Source organism: Variovorax multivorans (assembly GCF_051216835.1).
Classification (GTDB): domain Bacteria; phylum Pseudomonadota; class Gammaproteobacteria; order Burkholderiales; family Burkholderiaceae_C; genus Variovorax.
In genome coordinates, this window is sequence record NZ_JBPJZL010000012.1 from 85,229 (window position 1) to 109,998 (window position 24,770).

Below are 24,770 nucleotides of genomic sequence, written 5' to 3' on the forward strand. Positions count from 1 at the left end.
CTCGACCGGTGCGATCTGGCCCGAAGGCTCAGGCTTCCGGCGCCACCGTCCCCGGCAATGCCGGCTGTTCCGGCGGGCTCTCCGCGCTTTCTTCCTTCTGATGCCGCGCCGCAATGAACAGGTACATCGCTGGCACTACGAACAGCGTGAACAGCGTGCCGATCGACAGCCCGCTGAAGATCACGATGCCCATCGCCTTGCGCCCGGCCGCGCCGGCGCCCGAGGCAATGACCAGCGGCAGCACGCCGAACACCATTGCCGCGGTGGTCATCAGAATCGGCCGCAGCCGTGTGCCGGCCGCCTCGACGATGGCGTCGAGTTTGCTCAGCCCCTGCTTCTGCAGCCGGTTCGCCACCTCGACGATCAGAATGCCGTGCTTGCTGATGAGGCCCATCAGCGTGACCAGCCCCACCTGCGTGTAGATGTTCATCGAGGCGAAGCCCCAGAAGATGAAGATCATGGCGCCGAAGAGGGCCAGCGGCACCGACACAAGAATGACGACCGGGTCGCGGAAGCTTTCGAACTGCGCCGCCAGCGCCAGGAACACGATGATCAGCGCGAACAGGAAGGTGATGGCGAAGTTGCCCGACTCCTGCACGAACTGGCGCGACTGGCCCGAGTAGTCGACCGTGTAGCCGCTCGGCGCCAGCTGCTGCACCACGCCGCGCAGGTACTCCAGCGTTTCGCCCTGCGTGCCGCTGGGCACGCCCTGGATGGTCACGGAGTTGAGCTGCTGGAAGTGGTTCACCGTCTCGGGCTGCACCGTGTACTTCAGGCTCGCGACCGTGCTTGCCGGCACCACGCCGTTCGGGGTCTTGATGTAGAAGTTGAGCACGTCAGACGGGTTGAGCCGGTCGACTTGCTGCACCTGCGGAATCACCTTGTACGAGCGGCCCGAGATCGAGAAGTAGTTGACATACCCGCCGCCCAGCGCCGCGCCCATCGCGTTGCCCACGTCCTGCTGGGTGATGCCCAGCGTGGCGATCTTGTCGCGATCGACCACCACGGTGGCCTGCGGCAAGTCGATCTTCAGGTCGGCGTCGATGTAGTAGAACTTTCCGTCCGCACGCGCCTTGTCCATGATTTGCTGCGCGAGTGTGTTCAGGTTCTCGAAGGGCTCGGTCGTCTTGATGACGAACTGCACCGGCAGGCCCGAGGCGCCCGGCAGCGCCGGAAACTGGAAGGCCACGACCTTCGCGCCTGCAATGCCGTTCCAGCGGTTCTGCAGATCGGCCTGGATCTCGTGCGCGCTGCGCGTGCGCTGGTCCCAGGGCTTGAGCAGCACGCCGGCAATGCCTGCGTTGGTGCTCGGCACGCCGGTGAGCTGGAACAGCTGCGCGTATTCGGGCGTGTCGTGCGCAACCTTGAAGATCTGGTCCGCATAGGTCTGCATCTGGTTGATGGTGGCCGTGGGCGCGCCCACCACCTGCGACAGCACGATGCCCTGGTCTTCCTCGGGCGCGAGCTCCGACTTCGACATCTTGAACATCACGAACAGCAGCGCCACGAGGATGGCGCCCATCACGATCATCACCGGCCAGGTCTTCAGCACGCCGCGCAATATCAGCTGGTAGCGGCGGTGCACGCGTTCGAAGGTGTGCTCGATGAAGGTCGCGAACTTGCCGGTGTCCTGCTCGGGCTTGAAGAAGCGCGAGCACATCATCGGCGACAGCGTGAGCGCGACCACGCCCGACACCACCACCGAGCCCGCAAGCGTGAACGCAAATTCGGTGAACAGCGACCCGGTCAGCCCGCCCTGGAAACCGATGGGCACGTACACCGCCACCAGCACCACCGTCATGGCCAGAATGGGTCCGCCCAGCTCGCGCGCCGCGAGCAGCGAAGCCTGCATTGGCGATTTGCCCTCCCGCATGTGCCGGTCGACGTTCTCCACCACGATGATCGCGTCGTCCACCACCAGCCCGATCGCCAGCACCAGCGCCAGCAGCGTGAGCAGGTTGATGGAGTAGCCAAGCACCAGCATCACGAAGAAGGTGCCGATCAGCGACAGCGGCATGGCAATCACCGGCACCACCACTGCGCGGAAGCTGCCCAGGAAGAGATAGATCACCACCGTCACGATGATCAGCGCCTCGACCAGCGTCTTGATCACTTCGCTGATGGAGGTGTTGATGAAGTCGGTCGAGTCGTAGACGATCTTTCCGGTCAGGCCCGTGGGCAACTGGGCCTGCAGGTCGGGGAACACGGTTCGCACCTGCTTGGCCACTTCGAGGATGTTGGCCTCGGGCGCGACCTTGATGCCGATGAACACCGAGCGCACGCCGTTGAAGGCCACGTTGAAGTCGTAGTTCTCCGAGCCGAGCGTCACGTTGGCCACGTCCTGCAGCCGCACGATGGCGCCGTTGCTGCTCTTCACCGACAGCTGCTTGAACTCGTCCACGCTGTGCAGCGAGGTGCCGGCCGTGAGCGGCACGCTCACCATCTGGCCCTTGCTGGTGCCCACGGCCGCCAGGTAGTTGTTGGCGGCGAGCGCGGTGCTCACGTCGGTGGCGGTCACGCCGTAGGCGGCCATCTTCTGCGCGTCGAGCCAGGCTCGCAGCGCGAAGGTACGCGCGCCGAGGATTTCGGCGGTCTGCACGCCCGGAATGGCGTTGAGCTTGGGCTGCACCACGCGCACCAGGAAGTCGGTCACGTTGTTGTTGGGCAGCGTGTCGCTGTAGAAGCCGATGTACATGGCATCGGTGGTCTGGCCCGTGGCCACCGTGAGCACCGGCTGCTGCGCCTGCGGCGGCAGCTGGTTGCGCACGGAGTTGACCTGCGTGTTGATCTCGGTCAGCGCGCGGTTCGAGTCGTAGTTCAGCCGCAGCGTGGCGGTGATGGTCGACACGCCCAGGCTGCTGGACGACGACAGGTAGTCGATGCCCTGTGCCTGCGACACGGCGGCTTCGAGCGGCTGCGTGATGAAGCCCGCGACCGTGGCCGCATCGGCGCCGTAGTAGGCCGTGCTGATGGTGACCACGCCGTTCTCGGTCTTCGGATACTGGTTGACCGGCAGGCCGGTCAGCGCGCGCAGCCCCAGCACCACGATCAGCAGGCTCACCACCATCGCCAGCACGGGCCGGCGGATGAAGATGTCGGTGAAGTTCATGCGGGCTGCCTCACTTTTCCTGCGGCGTCGGTGCCGCATCGTTGGTGGGCTGCACGCTGTTGTCCACCGTCACGGGCGAGCCGTTCTTCAGCTTGTTCTGTCCGCTGCTCACCACCACCTGGCCGGCTTTCAGCCCCTTGACGATGGAGATCTGGTCGCCACGCGTCGGGCCGGTCTCGATGAAGACCTGCTCGGCGATGAGCTGCGGCTTGCCCGACGGGTTGGCCGCGGGGGCCGGCGTACCTGCAGCACCAGCAGCACCAGCCTTGGGCGGCTCGGCTTCCTTCACCACGTACACCGTGGAGCCATACGGGTTGTAGGTCACGGCGGTGGAGGGCAGCGTCAGTTGCTCCTGCACGCCGCCGATGTCGATCTTCACGTTCGCGAACATGCCGGGCAGCAGCAACAGCTTGGGGTTCGACACCGTGGCCTCGACCTGCACGTTGCGCGTGGCGGAATCCACCTTCGGGCTGATCGCGTTGATCTTGCCGGTGAAGCTCTGGCCCGGGAAGGTGTCGACCGACAGGTTCACCACCTGGCCCACCGCGAGGCCCGCGAGCTGTTGTTGCGGCAGCGAGAAGTCGGCGTAGATCGGGTCCAGCGTCTGCAGCGTCACGAGCTTATCGCCTGCGTTCACGTACTGGCCCGGGTTCAGCGCGGTGATACCCAAGCGGCCCGAGAAGGGCGCGCGGATCGACTTCTTTGCCACCACGGCCGCCTGCTGCTCGACCTGCGCACGCTTGCTCTTCAGGTCGTTGGTGTCGGCGTCGATCTGCGCCTGGCTCACGGCCTGCACAGCCAGCTGCGCCTGGTCGCGCTTGAGCACGGTGGCGGCCTGCGCGGCGGCGGCTTCGGCCGAATGCAGCAAGGCGATGTCGGAGTCGGCGTTAAGCTCGACCAGCAGCGCGCCGGCCTTCACGTCCTGGCCCGACTTGAAGTGCACCGTGCGCACCAGGCCCGCCACTTCGGTGCTGAGGTCGGCGCCGCGCACCGGGTTCAGCGTGCCGACTGCGGTGAATTGCGTCTGCCACTGCAGCTTCTGCACCTGGGCCGTCGACACGGTCTGCGGCGCCGGCTTGGGCACGGCCGCGATCAGCGCGCGGATCTGCATGAACTTGCCGAACGCGAGCACGGCGACCAGCAGCAGTACGCAGCCGATCATGATGATCATTCTCCGGGTCATAGGTAGGCTTTTCTTCGTGTTATTTGATGGAGGTATTCGGTCAGTTCTGTGCGGCGGGCTGTGCCACCGGCTGCCCCGGCGCGATCACCGCATCGGCCAGCGCGCCGCGGTTCCACCAGCCGCCGCCAAGCGCCTGGAAGAGGGCGGCCGTGTCGGCATAGCGCGCGGCCTGCGCCTGCACCAGCGCGGTGTGCGTCTGCAGCCAAGCCTGCTGCGCAGTGAGCAGTGTGACGTAGCTCACCGCGCCGGCGCGGAACTGTGCGGTCGACAGGTCGAGCGACTGCCTTGCAAGGGATTCGGCCGTGGCCTGGGTCTGCAGGGCGTTGGCGTCGAGTTCCAGCGCGCGCAAGGCATCGGCTACGTTCTGGAAGGCGCCGAGCACGGTGTTGCGGTACTGTGCCGCCGCCGAATCGTAGGCCGCGACTGCCGCGCGCTGCTGCGCGCGCAGGGCTCCGCCGTTGAAGATCGGCTGCGTGAGCCCGGCGCCGATGCTCCACAGGGTGGTCGGGCCGGTGAACAGGTCGCGCGCCCGCAAGGCGCTGTTGCCGTAGCTGGCGCTCAACTGGATCTGCGGGTAGAGGTTGGCCGTGGCCACGCCGACCGCTGCGCTGGCCTGGTGCAGCTGCGCTTCGCTGGCACGCACGTCGGGGCGTTGGCGCGCGAGCTCGGAGGGCAGAGACAGCGGAAGCGCCTGCGGCAGCGAGAGGCTTGCCAGGTCGAACTCGGGCAGGCCTGCTTCGGATGGCAGGCGGCCCGCGAACACCGCGAGCTGGTGACGCGTTTGCGCGAGCGATTTCTCGATGGGCGGCACTGTGGCTTCGGTCTGTGCGACCTGCGTGCGCTGCTGCAGCACGATCGACTTCGCGATCGCGCCGGTGTCGAACTGCTTTTCGATCACGTTCAGCTGCTCGCGCTGCGCCTGCAGCACCTCGCGCACGGCCTGCAGCTGCGCGCGCAGCGAGGCTTCGCGGATGGCTGTGGTGACCAGGTTCGAAGTCAGCGTGAGGTAGACCGCCTCGACCTGGTAGCGCTGCGCTTCCACCGCGGCCCGTTCGCCTTCGATCTGCCGGCGCGAACCGCCGAACACGTCGAGGTTGTAGCTGACGTTGACCGATGCGTTGTACAGCGTGAGCAGCTGGCCGCCCGGCACCTGCGTGCTGACTTCGGATGCGCGCTCGCGCTGCACGCCGAGCTGTCCCGTGACCTGTGGCCACAGCAGGTTGCCCGACTTGGCGTCGTACGTGGCCTCGGCCTGGCGCAATGCGGCCTGTGCAGAAGCCAGCGTGGGGCTTTGCGCGAGCGAGGCGCGGATCAACTGGTCGAGCGACTCCGAGCGAAACACGTCCCACCACTGCGCGGGGATGTCGCGGCCCGGCAGCAGCTCCTGGGCCTGGCCGGCCGGCACGTTGGCCTGTGCCGTGCGCGCGGGTACCGGCGCGGGCGTGTAGTCGGCGCCGCTGGCGGCGGCCGGCAGGTCGGGCGTCTTGAAGTCGGGGCCGACCGCACAGGCGCTCAACAGCAGCAGGACGGCACCGAGCACGGCACCCTGGGCAGGCCGCCCCATTCGTCGGCGCGCGGAAGCCGCGCGCGGAGAACTGGGGGGACCCTCCAACGCATTGTTTTCTTGATTTGGCATGGGGCAGCGGTTGTACACCCGGACCGTCCGGGATACCTGACTTTCCTGAAATGTCGTCGTCTGCGCTCCACGCCGCAAGAGCGATGCGACGAAATTTGCACTGCGTGGTGCGAAATGCATGGGCACGGCGCGAACCGCGGCTACCGGAATGCAGTCCTTTGCTTTCCTTTTTTTCTTTTCGCCGTTGCCGAATCTGTTCCGCGCGGGCTCCCGTATTGAAGACAGCCGCTGCCATTTCGCGGTGGTCGGTCATTCATTCAACCAGGAGCATCTTCATGCAGCGCAAACTTCATCGCCTCGCCGCGGTCTCTCTCGCCATCGCACTGTCTGCCGGCGCGGTCTCGGCCCTCGCGGCTTCGGTCATGGTGGGCGGCGCGCCGATGTTGCCGACCAAGGACATCATCGACAACGCAGTCAACTCCAAGGACCACACGACGCTGGTTGCCGCGGTCAAGGCTGCTGGCCTGGTCGACACGCTCAAGGGCCCCGGTCCGTTCACCGTGTTCGCGCCCACCAACGCCGCCTTCGCCGCACTGCCGGCCGGCACCGTCGACACCCTGCTCAAGCCCGAAAGCAAAGACGCCCTGACCGGCGTGCTGACCTACCACGTGGTGGCCGGCAAGCTGGACGCAGCCGCGCTGAAGAAAGAGATCAAGGCAGGCAAAGGCTCGGCCGAACTCAAGACCGTGGCCGGCGGCACGCTCGTAGCCAAGGAAAAGAGCGGCAAGATCACCCTCACCGACGAGAAAGGCGGCACCGCCACGGTGACGATCCCCAATGTCTACCAGTCGAACGGCGTGATCCACGTGGTCAACAAGGTGCTCCTGCCCAAGTAAACCCACGGCTCATTCCAGAAACACCACGGAACCGGCTCCGCCGGGCCGTAGGTGTTGCCCCCGGTAGGGGGAAGGAGAAGCGACACGAAGTGCGCGCAGCCTGGGGGCGAGCAACAAGTGTTCAAAAAAAAGCCCGCACTAGGCGGGCTTGAAGGTGACCTGCTGGAGGAGGGAGGATCAGAGGATGCAGGCCACAGGGAGAGACATGAATATCGCCTGTGAACCTGCACGCAACCTGACCTCGCTGGAATCTTGTTCCAGGCTCATTCCTCGCTAATTCTTGGACCGTCTGCGCTCAGTCTTCGTCTTCCCATTTGCCGACCACGGTGCCCAGCACGGTGAAGGCCTCGCGCACCGGCTCGTGCTTCGGATTCAGCGGCAGCAGCCAGCGTCGGCCGTCGTCTTCCTTGTAGACCTTGAAGGTGACCTCTCCGCTGTCCTCGAGCTTCGCGATGATGCGTTCACCGTCCTCGGGCTTCCTCAGCGACGTATCGACGAACACGATCGACTCCGCGGGATAGCTCTTCAGATGGCCGCTGGACGCCGTCATGCTGTCGCCGCGCACGCGCAGGGCGTAGCTCTGGAGGCTGTGGTGGGCGATGCAGGGAATCCAGCGCTCGGCACGCGGCTGTTGCGAGACTTCGTGGCTGTCCCAGTTGGCGGCATCCGCCCAGGAAATGAGGGGCACGGTGCCGGGCGTGCGGGGCGAGAACGACGGAATCAATGGCGCAATGTGCGTCACCCGATAAGGGCCCGGCGGCTCGTTGGCCTTGTCTCGGGCCTGGCGGATCTGGTCTTCGTCCCAAGGCGCCGGGCCGTCGCCGGTGTCGAGCCAGTTCGGATCGGCGCGGTAGGCGCGCGCCAGCGCGAGCACGCTCATCGACCGGCTGACGTCCCCCCGCTCGATCTTGGAAATGCTGGACTGTTTGACGCCGGAAGCCGCCTCGGCCTGCTTCTGGGTCATCTTGGCGAATTTGCGCGCGGCCAATGCGCGTGTGGCAATGCTCTCCATCGGTTGGGGATTTAAGCCCAAACGAATATTCTTCCTGAACTCTAGAATATTAAAAAAAGGGAGTATTGCCATGAAGCCACGCGAGTTGGTGCTGGCGCTGAGGGCCATGGGGCTCACGCAGAAGCAGATCGAACAGAGAACCGGTATTCCGCAGCCAACGGTCAGCAAGATCGGCCTGGGTCGGGTGGGCGACGTGATGTCGCGCCACTACCTCGCGCTGCTGGCCGCTTATGAGCAGCGGGTGAAGGAAGAGGCGCTGGAGCCCGCGCCGCAGGTCTTTCGCCAGCCGTCCGTCAATGAATAGGCCGTGCGCCGCAGACGATTGCCGTCGGGCCTGTGGCTCGACCGCGCGCTGTGCGTGCTGGTGGCGCTGCTGTCCCTGGCGGGGCTGGTTGTCGGGCTGATCGCGGCGCGCCCGGCCATCGCAGGCGGCGGCTGCTTCGGGCTGGTCTGCGCGGCGTGGGCGGCGCAGGTGTTGTTCGACCGCGAGGCGTTCAGGCGCTCGCGTGCGGTTCGGGCGGCGCGAGAGCGAGGGTGGAGCTGACGCGCACGCAGTCCTTGATGTGCTGCTCGCCCAGCGCCCGCAGCGCCGCATAGCCGAGCGCGGCCGACACGATCTGCCCGGCAATGGGCACGTACTTGGTGGCCTGCTTGGCCGTGAGGCGCACGCCAGCGTGCTTTGCCAGCCGGATCAGCAGGTCGCGCGTGACGAGCCGCCCGACCAGCAGGGCGCCGACGGTGGTTGCGGCCTTCTGGATGCGCTCGCGCTGGTGCGGCGCGAGCTTTTCGACCTGGGTGACCGAAAGGCCGAACTCCGCGCTGATCTGTGGCACCAGCCGCGAGAGCAGCGCGGCATCTGCCATCCAGTCGATGCCGGGCAGGGGCACGGCGCTGGCCGCGGCCGCCATCAGCGCCTTGCGGGTGATGAGGCGGCGGCTGCGGTGCACGGCGGCGATGAGTTTCTCGTCACCCCGGGCCAGTTCGATTGCAGACGGCATCCAGCGGCTCCCTTGTTGTCGGCTTCCAGGCTCGTTCAGGCCGCGAGCGCTTCCAACTGGTCCGACAGGGCCAGCCAGCGCTCTTCGAGGCGGCCGATTTCATCGTTGAGCGCCTTCAGCCGCTTGCCGGTTTCGGCAATCTCGGCGGAAGGCAGCGGTTGCGCCAGGCGCGCCTCGAGCGCGGTGCGTTCGGTGCCGGCCGCGGCCAGGCGTTCGTCGATCTGGGCGATCTCGCGCTTGATCGGCTTGGCCTGGTCGCTGCGCTGCTGGCGCTCCTGGGCGTCCTGCTTGCGCTGCTGCGGGGCGGCGGGCGCGGCCACCGGCGCAGCAGCGGCCGCAGCCGCCGCGCTGACGGCCTCGCGCACGGCCACCTTGGCCTCTTCGCGCAGGCGCTTGGCTTCGTCGAGCAGGTAGCGCTGGTAGTCGTCCAGGTCGCCGTCGAAATCGCCGACCACGCCGCGGCCCACCAGCCAGAACTCGTCGCACACCGAGCGCAGCAGCGCACGGTCGTGGCTCACCAGCATCAGCGTGCCCTCGAACTCGTTGAGCGCCACGGCCAGTGCCTCGCGGGTGGCCAGGTCCAGGTGATTGGTAGGTTCGTCGAGCAGCAGCAGGTTGGGGCGCTGCCACACCATCATTGCGAGCACGAGGCGGGCCTTTTCGCCGCCGCTCATGGTGCCCACGGCCTGCTTGACCATGTCGCCGCTGAAGTTGAAGCTGCCGAGAAAGCCGCGCAGCGCTTGCTCGCCGGTGGCTTCCTTCACGCTGCTGCCTAGCTCGCGCGCCATGCGCACCATGTGTTCGAGCGGCGTGTCTTGCGGGCGCAGCACGTCGAGTTCCTGCTGCGCGAAGTAGCCGATGTTCAGGCCCTTGCCCTCGGTCACCTGGCCGGCCAGCGCACCCATTTCACGCGCGATGGTCTTCACCAGCGTCGACTTGCCCTGGCCGTTGGCGCCCAGGATGCCGATGCGCTGGCCCGCCAGTACCGAGCGGCTGACGCCGCGCAGGATGGTCTTGGGCTCTTCGTTTTCGATCTCGTAGCCGAAGCTCGCGTTGCTGATCGACAGCATCGGGTTGGGAATGTTGCCCGGCTCCTTGAACTCGAAGGTGAAGTCGGCCTCGGCCAGCAGCGGCGCCACGCGCTCCATGCGCTCCAGCGCCTTGACCCGGCTTTGCGCCTGCTTGGCCTTGCTGGCCTTGGCCTTGAAGCGGTCGATGAACTTCTGCAGATGGGCGATCTTGTCCTGCTGCTTGCTGAAGGCAACCTGCTGCTGCTCCATCTGCAGCGCGCGCATGTCCTCGAACTTGCTGTAGTTGCCGCCGTAGCGCGTGAGCTGGGCGTTGGCGATGTGCAGGGTGACGTCGGTCACGGCATCGAGAAACTCGCGGTCGTGGCTGATGACGATCATGGTGCCCGGGTACTTCTGCAGCCAGGCTTCGAGCCACACCAGCGCGTCCAAGTCCAGGTGGTTGGTGGGTTCGTCGAGCAGCAGCAGGTCGCTCGGGCACATCAGCGCGCGGGCCAGTTGCAGGCGCATGCGCCAGCCGCCGGAGAAGCTGTTGACGGGCTCGTCGAGCTCGTGCGACTTGAAGCCCAGGCCCAGGATGAGCGCCTGCGCACGCGGCACGGCGTCGTGCTCGCCGGCATCGGCCAGGTCGGTGTAGGCGTGGGCCAGTTCCATGCCGATGTCGGCGTCGTCGGGGTTCTCTGTGTAGGCGGCCTCGATGGCGGCCAGCGACTCGCGCAGCTCGGTCAGGCGGGTGTCGCCGCCCACCACGAAGTCGGTTGCCGACTCCTCGGTTTCGGGCATGTTCTGCGCCACCTGGGCCATGCGCCAGTGCTTGGGCACCGAGAAATCGCCGCCGTCTTCGTGCAGCGTGCCGTTGAGCAGGGCGAACAGGGTCGACTTGCCGGCGCCGTTGCGCCCCACCAGGCCGACCTTTTCGCCGGGGTTGAGGGTGACGGTGGCGCCGTCGAGCAGAACCTTGGCGCTGCGGCGAAGAATGACGTTTTTGAGAGTAATCATGAAAGAGGAACCGTAGGGGCGATTATCCCGCCCGTCCTTTGCGGCCCGGCGAAAGGGGGCAAAAGCGCAGGGGAAAGGCGCGGCAGGCGCGGGGAATGGCCCGGTGAATGGGGTTTCGCGGCCAGTGGCGGCGAGAAAGCGGCTGAAGGGCTTGGAGCTGGCGCAGCTAACGCACGCCGGCGCCGGCCACCAGGGCGTCGCGCGTGACAAGCAAGACCTGGTCCTCGCCCGCCGAGGTTTCGAGCCAGACTACTTCGAGCTGCGGGAAGGCGGCCTCGAAGTAGTCGCGCTCGTTGCCGATTTCCAGCACCAGCACCGCCTGCTCGCTCATGCGCGAGGGCGCGTCGGCGAACAGCTGGCGCACGAAATCCATGCCGTCGGTGCCGCCAGCCAGCGCCAGTTCAGGCTCGGCGCGGTATTCGGCGGGCAGGGCGGCCATGCTGGCGCTGTTCACGTAAGGCGGGTTGCAAAGCACGAGGTCGTACGGGCCGGGCGCGTTCTTCAGCCCGTCCGATTCGATCAGCGTGACGCGAGCGTCCAACTGGTGACGGGTGACGTTGATGGCTGCCACTTCGAGCGCCTCGACAGACAGATCGGCCGCGTCCACCGTCACGTCCGGGTAGGTCAGCGCCGCGAGCACCGCGAGGCTGCCGTTGCCGGTGCACAGGTCGAGCACGCGCTGGGTGTGTTCGCCCAGCCAATAGTCGATGCTGCCATCGGCGATCAGCTCGGCGATGAAGCTGCGCGGCACGATGGCGCGCTCGTCCACGTAGAAGGGCACGCCCTGCAGCCACGCTTCCTTGGTGAGGTAGGCGGCGGGCTTGCGGGTGGAGATGCGCTCGTCGATCAGCGCGGCGACCTTGCCGGCGTCGGCAGGCGACACGGGCCTGTCGGCCACGCTGTCGATGTCGTCCAGCGGCAGCTTCAGGCGCCACAACACGAGCCAGGCAGCTTCGTCGAAGGCGTTGGCGGTGCCGTGCCCAAAGGCCACGCCAGCCTCTTCGAGCTTCTTGGCGCCCGACTCGATCAGTTCGATGACCGTGCTCATGCCGCAAGCGCAGCGTCGAGCTGCTTCAGCGTGCGCACGTAGATATTCTTCAGCGTCTCGATCTCGGCCACGTCGATGTGCTCGTCGATCTTGTGGATGCTGGCGTTCACCGGGCCCAGCTCCACTACCTGCTTGCAGATCTTGGCGATGAAGCGCGCGTCGCTGGTGCCGCCGCTGGTCGACAGCTCGGTCTCGATGCCGGTCTCGTCGCGGATCGCGCCCTGCACGGCCGTGACCAGCTCGCCCGGCGTGGTCAGGAAGGGCAGGCCGCCGATGGTCCAGGCCAGCGTGTAGTCGACCTTGTGCGCGTCGAGCACGGCGTGTACGCGCTGCTGCAGCGACTCGGGCGTGGATTCGGTCGAGAAGCGGAAGTTGAAGTCGATCACCGCGCTGCCCGGAATCACGTTGCTCGCGCCTGTGCCCGAGTGGAAATTGCTGATCTGCCAGCTGGTCGGCTGGAAGTAGGGGTTGCTTGCGGTGTCCCAGCCGCCGGCGGCGTTGATGGCCACCAGTTCGGCCAGCGCGGGCGCTACTGAATGCACCGGGTTCTTCGCCAGGTGCGGGTAGGCGATGTGGCCCTGCACGCCCTTCACTGTGAGCTTGCCGCTCATGGTGCCGCGGCGGCCGTTCTTGATCATGTCGCCGCAGCGCTCCACGGCAGTGGGTTCGCCAACGATGCAGTAGTCGATGACCTCGCCTCGGGCGGCCAGTGCATTGCAGACGATGACGGTGCCGTCGACGCCGGGGCCTTCTTCATCGCTGGTGAGCAGCAGGGCGAGCGTGAGCTTCGGCTCGGGCACGGCCTGAAGGAAATCCTCGATCGAGGTCACGAAGGCCGCGACTGAGGTCTTCATGTCGCAGGCGCCCCGGCCGTAGAGCTTGCCGTCGCGGTGCGTGGGGGTGAAGGGGTGGCTGGTCCATTGCTCGACGGGGCCGGTGGGCACCACGTCGGTGTGGCCGGCGAACACGAGCGTCTTGGTTGTGGCCGCGTTCGCAGGGCGGCGCACCGCCCACAGGTTGGTCACGCGAAAGTCGGCCGGTCCGCTTTCGATGGTTTCCAGGGTGAAGCCCAGTTGCGCCAGCCGCTCGCCGAGGATCTGTTGGCAGCCCGCGTCGTCGGGGGTGACGGAGGGGCGCGAGATGAGTTGTTCGGCGAGCTGGAGCGTACGGGACATCGGGAAAAGGCTTGGTTCAGAACTTCACGTCGAGCGTGATGTCGGTGAAGGTGGGTTCATCGACCTGGTCGGTCAGGTGGCGGTCGTCGACCTGCGGCTTGGGCGCGGCGCGGTTCTGCAGGCGCCACATCAGGTTGGTGGGCGAGTCGGCTTGCGACAGGCCTTCTTCGCGCGTGACGCGCTCTTCGGTGATGAGGCGGGCGATGTCTTCCTCGAAGGTCTGCGAGCCTTCGGCCATCGACTTTTCCATCGCTTCTTTTACGGCGGAGAAGTCGCCCTTTTCGATCAGCTCGGCCACCAGCGCGGTGTTGAGCATGACTTCGAGCGCCGGCACGCGACCGCCAGCCGGCGTGCGCAGCAGGCGCTGCGACACGATGGCGCGCAGCGCGCCGCCCAGGTCGCCCAGCAGCGTGGGCCGCACCTCGACCGGGAAGAAGCTCAGGATGCGGTTCAGCGCGCGGTAGCTGTTGTTGGCGTGCAGCGTGGCCACGCACAGGTGGCCCGACTGCGCATAAGCGATGGCGGCGGTCATGGTGTCGCGGTCGCGGATTTCGCCGATCTGGATCACGTCGGGCGCCTGGCGCAGCGCGTTCTTCAGCGCCGTCTGCAGCGAGGTGGTGTCGCTGCCCACGTCGCGCTGGTTCACCACCGATTTCTTGTTGGTGTAGGTGAACTCGATCGGCTCCTCGACCGTGAGGATGTGGCCGCTGGCGTGTTCGTTGCGGTAGTCGAGCATCGAGGCCAGCGTGGTGGTCTTGCCCGCGCCCGTGGCACCAACCATCAGGATCAGCCCGCGCTTTTCCATGATCAGCGTCTTCAGGATGTCGGGCAGGTTCAGATCGGCAAAGCTGGGGATGTCGGCGGCAATGTGCCGCACCACCACCGCGTAGGTGCCGCGCTGGCGCATGGCGCTCACGCGGTAGTTGCCGGCGCCTTCGAGGGCGACGGCCATGTTCAGTTCGCCCGTGCTTTCCAGCTCCTGGATACGGGCGGCGGGCACCACTTCGGACAGCAGCGCGAGCGGCGCGGTCGCAGGCAGCACCTGCGCGTTGATGGGCACGCAGATGCCGTTGATTCGGATCAGCACCGGGGAGTGGGCCGAGAGGTAGATGTCGGAGGCCTTGCGCTCGGCCATCAAACGAAGAATTCGCTCCATCATGTTCATCGGTCTCTCTCCTCGGGTGCTGTTGTTTTCTCTAAGGGGAAAAGGGTTCGGCCTTGAAGGAGCCGATCAGTCGCGCAGCAGGTCGTTCAGCGAAGTGGTGGAGCGCGTCTTGGCGTCGACCTTCTTCACGATGATGGCTGCGTACATGCTGTAGCGGCCGTTGTCCTTGGGCAGGCTGCCGGCCACGACGACCGAGCCGGCGGGCACGCGGCCGAAATGGGTTTCGCCGGTGGCGCGGTCGTAGATGGGGGTGCTCTGGCCGATGAACACGCCCATCGACAGCACCGAGTTTTCTTCGACCACCACGCCTTCGACCACTTCCGAGCGGGCGCCGATGAAGCAGTTGTCTTCGATGATGGTCGGGCCGGCCTGCAGCGGCTCGAGCACGCCGCCGATGCCGACGCCGCCCGACAGGTGCACGTTGGCACCAATTTGTGCGCACGAACCCACGGTGGCCCAGGTGTCGACCATGGTGCCTTCGCCCACGTAGGCGCCGATGTTCACGTACGAGGGCATCAGGATCGCGCCCTTGGCGATGAAGCTGCCGCGGCGGGCCACGGCCGGCGGCACGATGCGCACGCCCGATTCCTTCAGCTCACCAGCCGACAGGTGCGAGAACTTGGTCGGCACCTTGTCGTAGAAACCGAGCGAGCCGGCCTGCATCTGCTCGTTGTCCTTCAGGCGGAACGACAGCAGCACGGCCTTCTTGATCCACTGGTGCACGGTCCACTTGCCGACGGCTTCGCGGGTTGCCACGCGCAACTTGCCGTTGTTCAGCTCGGTGATGACGTGCTCGACGGCGTCGCGCACTTCGGCCGACGAGGCGGTGGGCGAGATGTTGGCGCGGTCGTCCCACGCGGCGTCGATGATTTGTTGCAGTTGCTGGGTCATTGAGAAGGTCTCGGGTGAAAAATGGGTGCGGGCAGGAAAGCGGGTCAGCGGCGGGCGTCCTTGCAGAAGCGGACGATGCGCTCGGCGGCCTCCACGCATTCGGCTGTTTCGGCCACCAGTGCCATGCGGATGCGGCCGCGGCCTGGGTTGGCGCTGTGGGCGGTTTCGCGCGCCAGATAGCTCCCCGGCAGAACCGTCACATTGTATTGAGCGTAGAGCGCGCGGGCGAAGGCTTCGTCGTCGCCAGCCCACACTTCGGGCACGCCGGCCCAGAGGTAGAAACTGGCGTCGGGCAGCCGCACGTCGAGCACGGGTTCGAGCAGCGGCGTGACGGCCGCGAACTTGGCGCGGTACTGGGCGCGGTTGTCGACCACATGCGACTCGTCGCCCCAGGCCGCGATGCTGGCCGCGGCCACGGTGCCGCTCATGGCGCTGCCGTGGTAGGTGCGATAGAGCAGAAACTTCTTGATGATGGCCGCGTCGCCTGCCACGAAGCCGCTGCGTAGGCCGGGCACATTGCTGCGCTTGGACAGCGAGGTCAGCGCAATCAGGTTGCGGAAGTCGGGCCGGCCGAGCTTCACCGAGGCTTCGAGGCCGCTGAGCGGGGGCTCGTCGCGGAAATAGATTTCGCTGTAGCACTCGTCGGCGGCGATCACGAAGCCGTGGCGGTCCGAGAGGGCGAAGAGCTTCTTCCATTCGTCCAGCGACATCACCGCGCCCGTCGGGTTGCCCGGCGAGCAGACGAACACCAACTGCGTGCGGGCCCAGACGGCCTCGGGCACGCTGTCCCAGTCGACTGCGAAATTGCGCGCGGGCACGCTGGCCGCGTAGTACGGCTCGGCGCCCGAGAGCAGGGCCGCGCCCTCGTAGATTTGATAGAACGGGTTGGGCGACATCACCACCGGCTGCGGCGAAACGGTGGGATCGACCACGGTCTGCGCCAGCGAGAACAGGGCTTCGCGCGAACCATTGACGGGCAGCACCTGGGTGGCTGGGTCGAGGGCGAGGCTGTAGCGGGTCTTCAGCCAGTCGGTGAAGGCGGTGCGCAGCGCCAGGTCGCCGGCGGTGGCGGGGTAGGCGGCCAGCGCGCCGAGGCTGGCGCTCAGGGCGTCCTTGATGAAGCCCGGCGTGGCGTGCTTGGGTTCGCCAATGCCCAGGCTGATGGCCGGGAACTCGGGGTTGGGCGTGACGCCCGCGAACAGTTGCTTCAGCCGTTCGAAGGGATAGGGTTGCAACCGGGAAAGCAGGGGATTCATGCCCGGGATTATCGGTGACAGGTGTTACCGCTCCTGTCGAAGCGGCTACTGGCGGCCATGACGACAGCCATGACGGCTGGCAGGCGTCAGGCCGCGCTGCGCCGGTAGAAGGCCAGCGAGCCGGCCAGCGCCAGCAGCATGCCGCCGCAGGCGCGATCGATCCAGCGCGTGGCCGACACGGTCAGCAGCCGGATCGCGCGGGCGCCGACGAAGGCGTAGGTCAGCATCACCGCCATGTCGAGGCCCGCGAAGATCAGCGCAATGACGATGTACTGCGGCGCCTGTGCGGCGGAGGGATCGATGAACTGCGGCAGCAGGGCCGAGCAGAAGATGTAGCCCTTGGGGTTGGTCACCGCCACCAGGAAAGACTTGAAGAAGATGCGCCGGCTTTCGCCCGCCGTGGCCGAAGGCGCGGCATCGGCCGCCGGCAGGTGGAAACCGCCCTTGGAGCGCAGCATGCGCAGCCCGAGCCAGGCGAGGTACACCGCACCGACCCACTTCAGCATCGAGAACCAGAACTCCGACGCCGCCAGCAGCGCGCCCAGGCCGAGCGCCACGGCGCCGACCAGTACGAAGTCGGACAGCACCGCGCCGAGCATGCCCGGCAGCGCCCGGCGCACGCCGTGGCGCGAACCGTTGCTGAGCGCCAGCAGCACCGTGGGGCCGGGCGTGGCGATGGCGGCGAAGGCCACGATGGCAAAAAGCAGGGCGGTGGCGAGCGTCATCGGGGCAGTTTCCTTCGAGAGGGGGGCAGCAGCCGGTCAGATCTTCTTGACCAGCACCTGGCTCTTGCGGTCCCAGTTGTACTTGCGCTTGCGGGCCTCGGGCAGCCAGTCAGGGTTGACCTGCTGGAAGCCGCGCTTGAGGAACCAGTGCATGGTGCGCGTGGTGAGCACGAAGATGCTGTCCAGGCCCATGGCCTTGGCGCGGTGCTCGATGCGCTTGAGGATGCGCTCGCCGTCGCCCTGCGACTGCGATTGCGGTGACACCGTGAGCGCGGCCATTTCGGCGGTGCGCGCCTCTGGGTACGGGTAGAGAGCCGCGCAGCCGAAGATCACGCCGTCGTGCTCGATCACCGTGTAGTGGCCCACGTCACGCTCGATCTCGTTGCGGTCACGCTTGACCAGCGTGCCGTCGCGCTCGAAGGGCTCGATCAGCTGCAGGATGCCGCCGATGTCGTCCACGGTGGCTTCGCGCAGGCTTTCGAGCTTCTCGTCGATCACCATGGTGCCGACGCCGTCGTGCACGTACACCTCCAGCAGCAGCGAGCCGTCGAGCGCAAAGGGCAGGATGTGGTTGCGCTCCACGCCGCCCTTGCAGGCCTTCACGCAGTGCTGCAGGTAGAAGCCCGTGTCGGTCGGCTTCTGGGCCGGCGGCAGCGAGGCCAGCAGCTTTTCGGCGGCGTCCAGCGGCAGCTCGGTGTCGATCGGGTTGTCTTCGCTCTCGGGCAGCTCGCTGTCGATGCGGATGCCGGGGATTTCCGTGAGGAAGATCAGCTTGTCGGCCTGGATGGAAATGGCGACGCTGGTGGCCACCTCTTCCATCGTCAGGTTGAAGGCTTCGCCGGTGGGCGAGAAGCCGAAGGGCGACATCAGCACCATCGCGCCGAAGTCCAGCGTACGGCGGATGCCGGCCGCATCCACCTTGCGGACCAGGCCCGAATGCTTGAAGTCCACCCCATCGACCACGCCCACCGGTCGCGCGGTGATGAAGTTGCCCGAGATCACCCGCACCGTCGAGCCGGCCATCGGCGTGTTGGGCAGGCCCTGGCTGAAGGCGGCCTCGATCTCGTAGCGCAGCTGGCCGGCGGCTTCCTGCGCGGAGTCGAGAGCCACCTCGTCAGTGATGCGGATGCCGTGCGAATAGCGAGCCTCGTGGCCCTTGGCCGCGAGCTGTTCGTTGACCTGCGGCCGGAAGCCGTGCACCAGCACGATCTTCACGCCCATGCTCTGGATCAGCGCCAGGTCTTGCGCAATGTTCTGCAGCTTGCCCGCCGCAATCGCCTCGCCCGCCAGGCCGACCACGAAAGTCTTACCGCGGTGCGTGTGGATGTAGGGCGCGACCGAGCGGAACCAGGGCACGAAGGTGAAATTGAAGACGGTGGACATGGGGCGTGATTGTGCATTCATGAAGCGTCATTTGCCTGACTCACGCGATTCAGGCGATAGCGCGTAGCACGCGGGCTGCGCTCGCGGGAACGGCCGCTCCGGTGCCCTTGGGCGGCGTTGGCGGCGGCAGGCCGGCGTTGCGGGCGCGGAAGCTCGCGAGCAGCGCTGCGTAGGCGTCCGTGGCCGCACCGGCTGCCGGGTCCGGCAGCTCGAGCATCGCGGCCAGTTCAGCCGGCGCGATGGAGCCCTCGCGCAGCAGCGCGTCGACCACCGCCATCAGCGCAGGCGTGTGCGCGTCGAGCAGCGCCAGCGCGCGTGCGTGTTCCTGCGCCAGCAGGGCCTCGATCTCGGGGTTGGTCGCCTCGATGTCGGTGTTGACGTTGTCGCCCGGGTCGTTCGCGACGTCGGTGCGACTCAGGCGCGTGCCGAAGGCGAAGTGGCGCACGTACTGCGCGGCATAGGCGGTCGCCTGCATGAAGTCTTGCGTGGCGCCCGAGGTGCAGGCCTGCTCGCCGAACACCAGCTGTTCGGCGGCGCGGCCCGCGAGGCTCACGCAGATGCGATCGCGCAGGTTTTCCTTGGACCAAGCCTTGCGCTGCTCGTAGCTGTTGTAGCCGCCCTCGAACGAGGCCACGTTGATCTTGATTTCCTGCGGCGCGCGGGCGAACAGCAGGCCGTAGGCCACGCCGTGGCCCGCCTCGTGCACGGCGAGCAGGGCGCGGAAGTCCTCGCTCGAGCGCTGCTTGAGGCGGTTCAGCTCCAGCGCGACCGGAAACTGGCGGCGCGCCTTGCGGTACTTGGCCGTGATGCACGACGCGCCCGCGTCCAGCGTGAGCCACACCGGCTCGCTGCCGTCGGCGCGTTGCTCCAGTGCCCACAGCGCGGCATTGACCAGCGTCGCGCTCAGGATCGCGTGGATCGACGAAAACAGCGGGCGCGTGCCCTGCGCCGGGAACACGGCGTTGGCGTAGATCTGCTCGTACACGCTAGCGTCGAGCACGAAGCGCACGCCGGAGCTTTCCTGGATCTCGGCCACGTAGCGGTCGCAGATCGACAGGATCAGGCGCACGTAGGTCGCGCGGTTGAACGAGGGGTAGATCACGTGGTTGTTGCCCAGTCGGGCGATCTGCTCGGGACGGAAGCGCTCGGCCAGCGCCTTCTTCACGTCGATGACGGAGAGCTTCCTCGTCAGGGTGTGGAAGATGTCGGCGTCGGTGTCGCAGTCTTCGACGCGCTGGGCCGTCTCGGCGTACATCTCGTCGAGGTTGCCCGAGACGAACACCAGCAGCTTGCTGTAGTCGGTCTCCCAGCTCTGCTGCGTGTCGCGGAAGGCACGCAGGCGTGCGTGCACCTCGGCGGGCTTCCACGCCATGATCTGCAGCAGGGTCTCGGAGAGCTTCAGGCAGCGCTTCACTTCGCGCGCCTCCCAGGGCGACAGGTGCAGCTTGCGCTTCTTGTCGAACTTCTTCTTGTCGGCGCCGTCGCGGTCCTGCACGAACTCGGCATGCGCGAGCGACGACTCGATCTCGCCGAGCATCGAGAGCGCGGGCGGCAGGCGGCCGTCTGATAGCAGCGCCCACACGTCCTGGTAGCGCTCAACTTTGGCGTCATTGCCGTTGCCGTCGACCGTGCGAAAGCGCTGGAACTCGTCGAGCACCAGGATGCCTGGCGTGCCTTCGGCGATGCCCGATTCGGCCAGCATGGCCGAGATGGAGCCGCGGCTGTGATAGCCCGAGCCGTGGCTGAAGCCGTCCATTTGCACTTCGATGAAGCGGTCGTAGAAGCCCAGGTGCTGCGCGAGCTTGCGCACCAGTTGCGTCTTGCCGGTGCCGGTAAGGCCCCAGAGGCAGACGATGACGGGGCGGCTGATGATCTGCGGCAGCACATACCAGGCGCGCAGCGAATCGATCACGCGGTCGATGATGTCGTCGATGCCGAAGAGCTCGGTCTTCAGGGCTTCGGCAACGGTCTGCAGGTGGCGCGTGCGCTCTGCGAGCTCGGCGTGCAGACGGGAATGGATGTCTTTGGACATGGTGTTTTTCTTTTTGAATCGAACAGATACGGAAAGGCGGCCGCTCCTTCGGCATGAAGGAATCGGCAGGCAGGACGCTGTGGGTGTCGGTTGCGGCGCTTCTGTGTCTGAAGCGCGCCGACGTGAGCGAGGGCGCGGGCTTCAGGCCGGGCGGGGCAACTTGACCCTCCCATGCGCGGCGGGCGCATGGCTTGCGCAGCGACGGCGCAAAGTGGTGGGGGCAAGGCAGGACATGGACGCGATCGTAGTAGCGGTTTGCAATTGAGTAAAGACTATTTACGGATCGTGTTGCAGCGAAGCAGCGCGCTGTGGATGCCGTGCAACAGCCGCGGTGCGCACCGATAATCGACGGTTTGCCCGCCGCGCCAGCCCGACGACTGCCTTCCCTTGACGACCACGACACCTCTCCGCATCGAATTTCCCGAATCGCTCCCTGTCTCGGGCAGGCGCGACGAAATCATGGCCGCCATATCGGCGCACCAGGTTGTGATCGTTTGCGGCGAGACGGGCTCGGGCAAGACCACGCAGCTGCCGAAGATCGCGCTCGCGCTGGGCCGCGGCAAGCTCAATGCCGAGCCCGGCAAGGGCCGGCTCATCGGCCACACGCAGCCGCGCCGCATCGCCGCGAGCTCGGTGGCCAAGCGCATCGCCGAAGAGCTGAAGACGCCGCTGGGCGACGTGGTCGGCTTCAAGGTGCGCTTTCAGGACCGCTTGAGCCGGGACGCCTCGGTCAAGCTGATGACCGACGGCATCCTGCTGGCCGAAACGCAGACCGATCCGCTGCTGAAGGCCTACGACACGCTCATCATCGACGAGGCTCACGAGCGCTCGCTGAACATCGATTTCCTGCTGGGCTACCTGCGCGAGATCCTTCCGCGCCGGCCCGACCTGAAGGTGATCGTCACCTCGGCCACCATCGACGCCGATCGCTTCGCGCAGCATTTCGCCTCGGCCAAGGGACCGGCGCCGACCATCATGGTGTCGGGCCGCACCTTCCCGGTGGAGCAGCGCTACCGCCCCTTCGAAGAGTCGCGCGAGCATGACCTGAACGACGCCATTGCCGACGGTGTCGACGAACTCTGGCGCGATCCGCACAACGCGGGCGACATCCTCGTCTTCCTGCCCGGCGAGCGCGAGATCCGCGAGGCGGCCGACCACCTGCGCCGCCACCTGAGCCACCAGCCGCTGCTGCGCAATGCCGAGGTGCTGCCGCTGTTCGCGCGGCTCTCGGGCCCCGAGCAGGATCGCATCTTCGACGGCCACACGGGGCGGCGCATCGTGCTGGCCACCAACGTGGCCGAAACCTCGCTCACGGTGCCGGGTATCCGCTACGTGATCGACACCGGCACGGCGCGCGTCAAGCGCTACAGCTTCCGCAGCAAAGTCGAGCAGCTGCTGGTCGAGCCGATCAGCCAGGCCGCGGCCAACCAGCGCGCGGGCCGTTGCGGTCGTGTGGCGAACGGCATCTGCATCCGGCTCTACGACGAGAAGGATTTCGAGGGCCGGCCGCGTTTCACCGATCCTGAAATCCTGCGTTCGTCGCTGGCCGGCGTGATCCTGCGGATGAAGTCGCTGCGCCTCGGCGACGTGGCGCGCTTTCCGTTCCTGGAGGCACCGTCGCCGCGCGCGATTGCCGACGGCTACCAGTTGCTCAACGAGCTGGGCGCGGTCGACGACGCCAACGAGCTCACGCATACCGGCGCCGAGCTGTCGAGGCTGCCGCTGGACCCGCGCGTGGGCCGCATGATCCTGGAAGCCCGCTCGCGTGGCGCGCTCGAAGAGGTGCTCATCATCGCGTCGGCTCTCAGCGTGCAGGACGTGCGCGATCGCCCGATGGAAGCACAGCAGCAGGCCGACCAGGCGCATTCGAAGTTCGACGACGAGAAGAGCGAGTTCAGCGGCTACCTGCGGCTGTGGAAGTGGATCGCCGACGCGCGCGGCGGCCATGGCGACACTCACAAGCTCAGCAACCGGCAGTACGAACAGCTGCTGCGGCAGAACTTCATCAACATCCGCCGCGTGCGCGAATGGCGCGACATCCATTCGCAGCTGCTCACGGTGGTTACCGAGCACAAGTGGCGCCTGAATGCGGAGCCGGCCGGCTACGAGCCGCTGCACCTGTCGATGCTCGCAGGCCTGCTGGGCAATGTCGGCTGGAAGCTCGAAGACGACGAGGCGTACCTCGGCGCGCGCGGCATCAAGTTCTACAAGCACCCAGGCGCGCACCTGAAGAAGAAGCCCGGCCGCTGGATCGTCGCGGCCGAACTGGTCGAGACCACGCGGCTCTTCGGGCGCGGCATCGCCAACATCGAGCCGCAGTGGCTCGAACAGGTGGCTGAGCATCTGCTGAAGAAGCAGTTGCTCGATCCGCACTGGGAGAAAAAGGGCGCGCAGGTGTCTGCGCTGGAGCGGGCAACGCTGTACGGCCTTGTGGTCTATAGCGGACGGCGTGTCGACTTCACCAAGGTCGATCCGGTCGCGGCGCGCGAGATATTCATCCGCGAGGCGCTGGTCGCCGGGCAGTGGGAGAGCAAGTTCTCGTTCCTCCAGGCCAATCGCAAGCTGGTGCGCGAGGTCGAAGGGCTGGAGCACAAGTCGCGCCGGCAGGACGTGCTGGTCGACGACGAACTGATCTTCGCCTTCTACGACGCACAGCTGCCCGCCGACGTGGCCAGCGGCATCACCTTCGAGAACTGGTACCGCCATGCCTCGAAGGACCAACCGCGCCTGCTGTTCCTGACACGCGACGAACTGATGCGCCACCAGGCGGCCGGCATCACGACGCAATCGTTCCCGCCGACGCTTCGACTCGGCGGTGTGGATTGCGCCGCGACCTACCTGCATGAGCCCGGCGACGCGAAGGACGGCCTCACGGTCAGCGTGCCGCTGTTCGTGCTCAACCAGGTGAGCGAGGAGCGCTGCGAGTGGCTGGTCACGGGCATGCTCAAGGACAAGATCCAGGCGCTGCTCAAGAGCCTGCCGCAGCGTCCGCGCTCGCGGCTGGTGCCGTTGCCCGAGTCGGCGTCGAAGCTGGCGGAAGAACTGTCCGTGCCCGAGCTGTTCGGCACAGGCTCGCTGACTGACGTGCTGCTCAAGCGCGTGCGCGACATGACCAGCATCGACGTCAAGCGCGCGGACTTCAAGCTCGACATGCTGCCGCCGCACCTGTTCATGAACCTGCGCGTGATCGACGAGCATGGGCGCCAACTGGGCATGGGGCGCAACCTCGGTGCGCTGAAGGCTGAGCTTGGTGCGCAGGCGCGGGGTGCCTTCCAGGCGCTGGCGGGGCTCAACGTCAAGGCGTCGCCGGAGAAGAATGCGGCGGCTGCGCCCGAAGGCAAGTCAGGGGCGCCTGCAAAGGATGCGAGCCAGGCCACCGCACCCGCTGCATTGCCTGCAGGCCAGCGCTACACGGGCTGGACTTTCGGCGAGCTGCCCGAGCTGATGGAAGTGCGCCGCGGCTCGCAATCGCTGATCGGCTTCCCGGCGCTGCGCGACGAAGGCGACGCGGTGACCATCGAGGTGTTCGACGAGCCCGCCGTGGCAGCCGCAAAGCACCGCGCCGGCCTGCGGCGCCTGTTCGCGCTGCAGCTGAAAGACGCGCTCAAGTACCTCGAGAAGAACATTCCCGACCTGCAGAAGATGTCGGTGGCCTACATGCCGCTGGGCACCTCCGAGGAGTTGCGCACGCAGATCATCGACGTGGCGATCGACCGGGCCTTCCTGCAGGAGCCGCTGCCGACCGACGAGTTCGCCTTCAAGCGCCGGCTGGAGGAGGGCCGCGGCCGCCTCACGCTCATCGCGAATGAGGTGGCCCGGCTCGCGTCGACCATCCTCGTCGAATATGCAGCGGCCGCGCGCAAGATCAAGGACACGAAGATCCACCCCGACGCCGTTCAGGACGCCGCGCAGCAGTTGCAGCGTCTCGTCGGCAAGCGCTTCATCGCCGATGCGCCGTGGACGCAGCTGCAGCATTTCGCGCGCTACCTCAAGGCGATCGTGCTGCGGCTCGACAAGCTGCGCGCCGACGCGGCGCGCGACACCGCCAAGCTCGCCGAGCTGAAGCCGCAGGATCAGCGCTACTGGCGCCTCGTGGCCGAACGCAAGGGCGTGGTGGACGACCGCATGCTCGAATTCCGCTGGCTGCTCGAAGAGTTGCGCGTGAGCTTCTTCGCACAGGAGCTGCGCACGCCGCAGCCAGTGAGCGTGAAGCGGCTCGACAAGGCCTGGGCCCAGTTGCAAGCCTGATCCGCAGGCCGCGGAGGACGAAAAAAAGCCCGCTTGCGCGGGCTTT

General features: G+C 66.8%; 18 protein-coding genes. 4 read left to right on the forward strand and 14 right to left on the reverse strand.

Features of this window, described 5'->3' with window-relative positions; all coding sequences use genetic code 11:
• Positions 1-28 precede the first annotated feature (28 nt).
• The 3 genes from ACSFCA_RS27385 to ACSFCA_RS27395 are packed head-to-tail and all read right to left on the reverse strand — an operon-like array spanning position 29 to position 5,832.
• A complete protein-coding gene (locus ACSFCA_RS27385; protein ID WP_435461715.1) occupies positions 29-3,109 on the reverse strand; it encodes an efflux RND transporter permease subunit in 3,081 nt (1,026 codons plus the stop codon).
• Between the two features lie 10 nt (positions 3,110-3,119).
• Positions 3,120-4,280: an efflux RND transporter periplasmic adaptor subunit gene (locus ACSFCA_RS27390; RefSeq protein ID WP_435477459.1), complete on the reverse strand. Its 1,161-nt coding sequence runs from the start codon at positions 4,278-4,280 to the stop codon at positions 3,120-3,122.
• A 52-nt stretch (positions 4,281-4,332) separates the two neighbouring features.
• Positions 4,333-5,832 (reverse strand): efflux transporter outer membrane subunit, encoded by a 1,500-nt coding sequence (locus tag ACSFCA_RS27395; RefSeq protein WP_435461717.1) that lies wholly within the window; start codon positions 5,830-5,832, stop codon positions 4,333-4,335.
• Between the two features lie 371 nt (positions 5,833-6,203).
• Here ACSFCA_RS27395 and ACSFCA_RS27400 point away from each other — a divergent pair, with 371 nt between their 5' ends.
• Positions 6,204-6,764 carry a fasciclin domain-containing protein gene (locus ACSFCA_RS27400; RefSeq protein WP_093054685.1) on the forward strand — a complete coding sequence of 187 codons (561 nt, stop codon included), beginning with the start codon at positions 6,204-6,206 and terminating at the stop codon, positions 6,762-6,764.
• Between the two features lie 295 nt (positions 6,765-7,059).
• On the opposite strand, the gene ACSFCA_RS27405 is transcribed toward ACSFCA_RS27400, so the two are convergent.
• Positions 7,060-7,776: a helix-turn-helix domain-containing protein gene (locus ACSFCA_RS27405; RefSeq protein ID WP_258355096.1), complete on the reverse strand. Its 717-nt coding sequence runs from the start codon at positions 7,774-7,776 to the stop codon at positions 7,060-7,062.
• 70 nt (positions 7,777-7,846) lie between these two features.
• On the opposite strand from ACSFCA_RS27405, the gene ACSFCA_RS27410 reads away from it, so the two are divergent.
• Positions 7,847-8,080 (forward strand): helix-turn-helix domain-containing protein, encoded by a 234-nt coding sequence (locus ACSFCA_RS27410; RefSeq protein WP_435461718.1) that lies wholly within the window; start codon positions 7,847-7,849, stop codon positions 8,078-8,080.
• A 3-nt stretch (positions 8,081-8,083) separates the two neighbouring features.
• Complete coding sequence (locus ACSFCA_RS27415) at positions 8,084-8,320, forward strand: hypothetical protein (protein WP_435461719.1); 237 nt, start codon at positions 8,084-8,086, stop codon at positions 8,318-8,320.
• On the opposite strand, the gene ACSFCA_RS27420 is transcribed toward ACSFCA_RS27415, so the two are convergent.
• The 10 genes from ACSFCA_RS27420 to ACSFCA_RS27465 all read right to left on the reverse strand — a co-directional run bounded on the left by ACSFCA_RS27420 (position 8,271) and on the right by ACSFCA_RS27465 (position 20,476).
• Positions 8,271-8,774 (reverse strand): hypothetical protein, encoded by a 504-nt coding sequence (locus tag ACSFCA_RS27420; protein WP_093054693.1) that lies wholly within the window; start codon positions 8,772-8,774, stop codon positions 8,271-8,273. The two genes, ACSFCA_RS27415 and ACSFCA_RS27420, sit on opposite strands and share 50 nt — an antisense overlap.
• A gap of 35 nt (positions 8,775-8,809) precedes the next feature.
• Entirely contained in the window at positions 8,810-10,801 is a 1,992-nt protein-coding gene (locus tag ACSFCA_RS27425) for an ABC-F family ATP-binding cassette domain-containing protein (RefSeq protein ID WP_435461720.1), read from the reverse strand.
• A 166-nt stretch (positions 10,802-10,967) separates the two neighbouring features.
• Entirely contained in the window at positions 10,968-11,849 is an 882-nt protein-coding gene (prmB, locus tag ACSFCA_RS27430; RefSeq protein WP_435461721.1) for a 50S ribosomal protein L3 N(5)-glutamine methyltransferase, read from the reverse strand.
• Positions 11,846-13,024 (reverse strand): succinyl-diaminopimelate desuccinylase, encoded by a 1,179-nt coding sequence (dapE, locus tag ACSFCA_RS27435; protein WP_435461722.1) that lies wholly within the window; start codon positions 13,022-13,024, stop codon positions 11,846-11,848. Before dapE ends, prmB begins: the two co-directional genes overlap by 4 nt.
• Before the next feature lie 16 nt (positions 13,025-13,040).
• Positions 13,041-14,189 (reverse strand): PilT/PilU family type 4a pilus ATPase, encoded by a 1,149-nt coding sequence (locus ACSFCA_RS27440; protein WP_435461723.1) that lies wholly within the window; start codon positions 14,187-14,189, stop codon positions 13,041-13,043.
• A gap of 66 nt (positions 14,190-14,255) precedes the next feature.
• Complete coding sequence (gene dapD / locus ACSFCA_RS27445) at positions 14,256-15,080, reverse strand: 2,3,4,5-tetrahydropyridine-2,6-dicarboxylate N-succinyltransferase (RefSeq protein ID WP_258355089.1); 825 nt, start codon at positions 15,078-15,080, stop codon at positions 14,256-14,258.
• A 44-nt stretch (positions 15,081-15,124) separates the two neighbouring features.
• Complete coding sequence (gene dapC / locus ACSFCA_RS27450; protein ID WP_307614095.1) at positions 15,125-16,336, reverse strand: succinyldiaminopimelate transaminase; 1,212 nt, start codon at positions 16,334-16,336, stop codon at positions 15,125-15,127.
• Between the two features lie 86 nt (positions 16,337-16,422).
• Positions 16,423-17,061 carry a LysE family translocator gene (locus tag ACSFCA_RS27455; RefSeq protein ID WP_258355087.1) on the reverse strand — a complete coding sequence of 213 codons (639 nt, stop codon included), beginning with the start codon at positions 17,059-17,061 and terminating at the stop codon, positions 16,423-16,425.
• Positions 17,062-17,097: 36 nt separating this feature from the next.
• Positions 17,098-18,444: an amino-acid N-acetyltransferase gene (gene argA / locus ACSFCA_RS27460; RefSeq protein WP_093054709.1), complete on the reverse strand. Its 1,347-nt coding sequence runs from the start codon at positions 18,442-18,444 to the stop codon at positions 17,098-17,100.
• 49 nt (positions 18,445-18,493) lie between these two features.
• Positions 18,494-20,476: an AAA family ATPase gene (locus ACSFCA_RS27465; RefSeq protein WP_435461724.1), complete on the reverse strand. Its 1,983-nt coding sequence runs from the start codon at positions 20,474-20,476 to the stop codon at positions 18,494-18,496.
• Positions 20,477-20,935: 459 nt separating this feature from the next.
• Here ACSFCA_RS27465 and hrpA point away from each other — a divergent pair, with 459 nt between their 5' ends.
• The gene (gene hrpA / locus ACSFCA_RS27470; RefSeq protein ID WP_435461725.1) at positions 20,936-24,724 is read left to right on the forward strand and encodes an ATP-dependent RNA helicase HrpA; all 3,789 of its coding nucleotides are present in this window, start codon (positions 20,936-20,938) and stop codon (positions 24,722-24,724) included.
• Positions 24,725-24,770 lie beyond the last annotated feature (46 nt).

Bases quoted from the DNA above. Each gene is read 5' to 3' on its own strand.
- ACSFCA_RS27385 (WP_435461715.1), bottom strand. From the start codon at position 3,109: ATGAACTTCACCGACATCTTCATCCGCCGGCCCGTGCTGGCGATGGTG.
- ACSFCA_RS27390 (WP_435477459.1), bottom strand. From the start codon at position 4,280: ATGATCATCATGATCGGCTGCGTACTGCTGCTGGTCGCCGTGCTCGCG.
- ACSFCA_RS27400 (WP_093054685.1), top strand. From the start codon at position 6,204: ATGCAGCGCAAACTTCATCGCCTCGCCGCGGTCTCTCTCGCCATCGCA.
- ACSFCA_RS27405 (WP_258355096.1), bottom strand. From the start codon at position 7,776: ATGGAGAGCATTGCCACACGCGCATTGGCCGCGCGCAAATTCGCCAAG.
- ACSFCA_RS27410 (WP_435461718.1), top strand. From the start codon at position 7,847: ATGAAGCCACGCGAGTTGGTGCTGGCGCTGAGGGCCATGGGGCTCACG.
- ACSFCA_RS27420 (WP_093054693.1), bottom strand. From the start codon at position 8,774: ATGCCGTCTGCAATCGAACTGGCCCGGGGTGACGAGAAACTCATCGCC.
- ACSFCA_RS27425 (WP_435461720.1), bottom strand. From the start codon at position 10,801: ATGATTACTCTCAAAAACGTCATTCTTCGCCGCAGCGCCAAGGTTCTG.
- prmB (WP_435461721.1), bottom strand. From the start codon at position 11,849: ATGAGCACGGTCATCGAACTGATCGAGTCGGGCGCCAAGAAGCTCGAA.
- dapE (WP_435461722.1), bottom strand. From the start codon at position 13,024: ATGTCCCGTACGCTCCAGCTCGCCGAACAACTCATCTCGCGCCCCTCC.
- ACSFCA_RS27440 (WP_435461723.1), bottom strand. From the start codon at position 14,189: ATGAACATGATGGAGCGAATTCTTCGTTTGATGGCCGAGCGCAAGGCC.
- dapD (WP_258355089.1), bottom strand. From the start codon at position 15,080: ATGACCCAGCAACTGCAACAAATCATCGACGCCGCGTGGGACGACCGC.
- dapC (WP_307614095.1), bottom strand. From the start codon at position 16,336: ATGAATCCCCTGCTTTCCCGGTTGCAACCCTATCCCTTCGAACGGCTG.
- ACSFCA_RS27455 (WP_258355087.1), bottom strand. From the start codon at position 17,061: ATGACGCTCGCCACCGCCCTGCTTTTTGCCATCGTGGCCTTCGCCGCC.
- argA (WP_093054709.1), bottom strand. From the start codon at position 18,444: ATGTCCACCGTCTTCAATTTCACCTTCGTGCCCTGGTTCCGCTCGGTC.
- ACSFCA_RS27465 (WP_435461724.1), bottom strand. From the start codon at position 20,476: ATGTCCAAAGACATCCATTCCCGTCTGCACGCCGAGCTCGCAGAGCGC.
- hrpA (WP_435461725.1), top strand. From the start codon at position 20,936: ATGGCCGCCATATCGGCGCACCAGGTTGTGATCGTTTGCGGCGAGACG.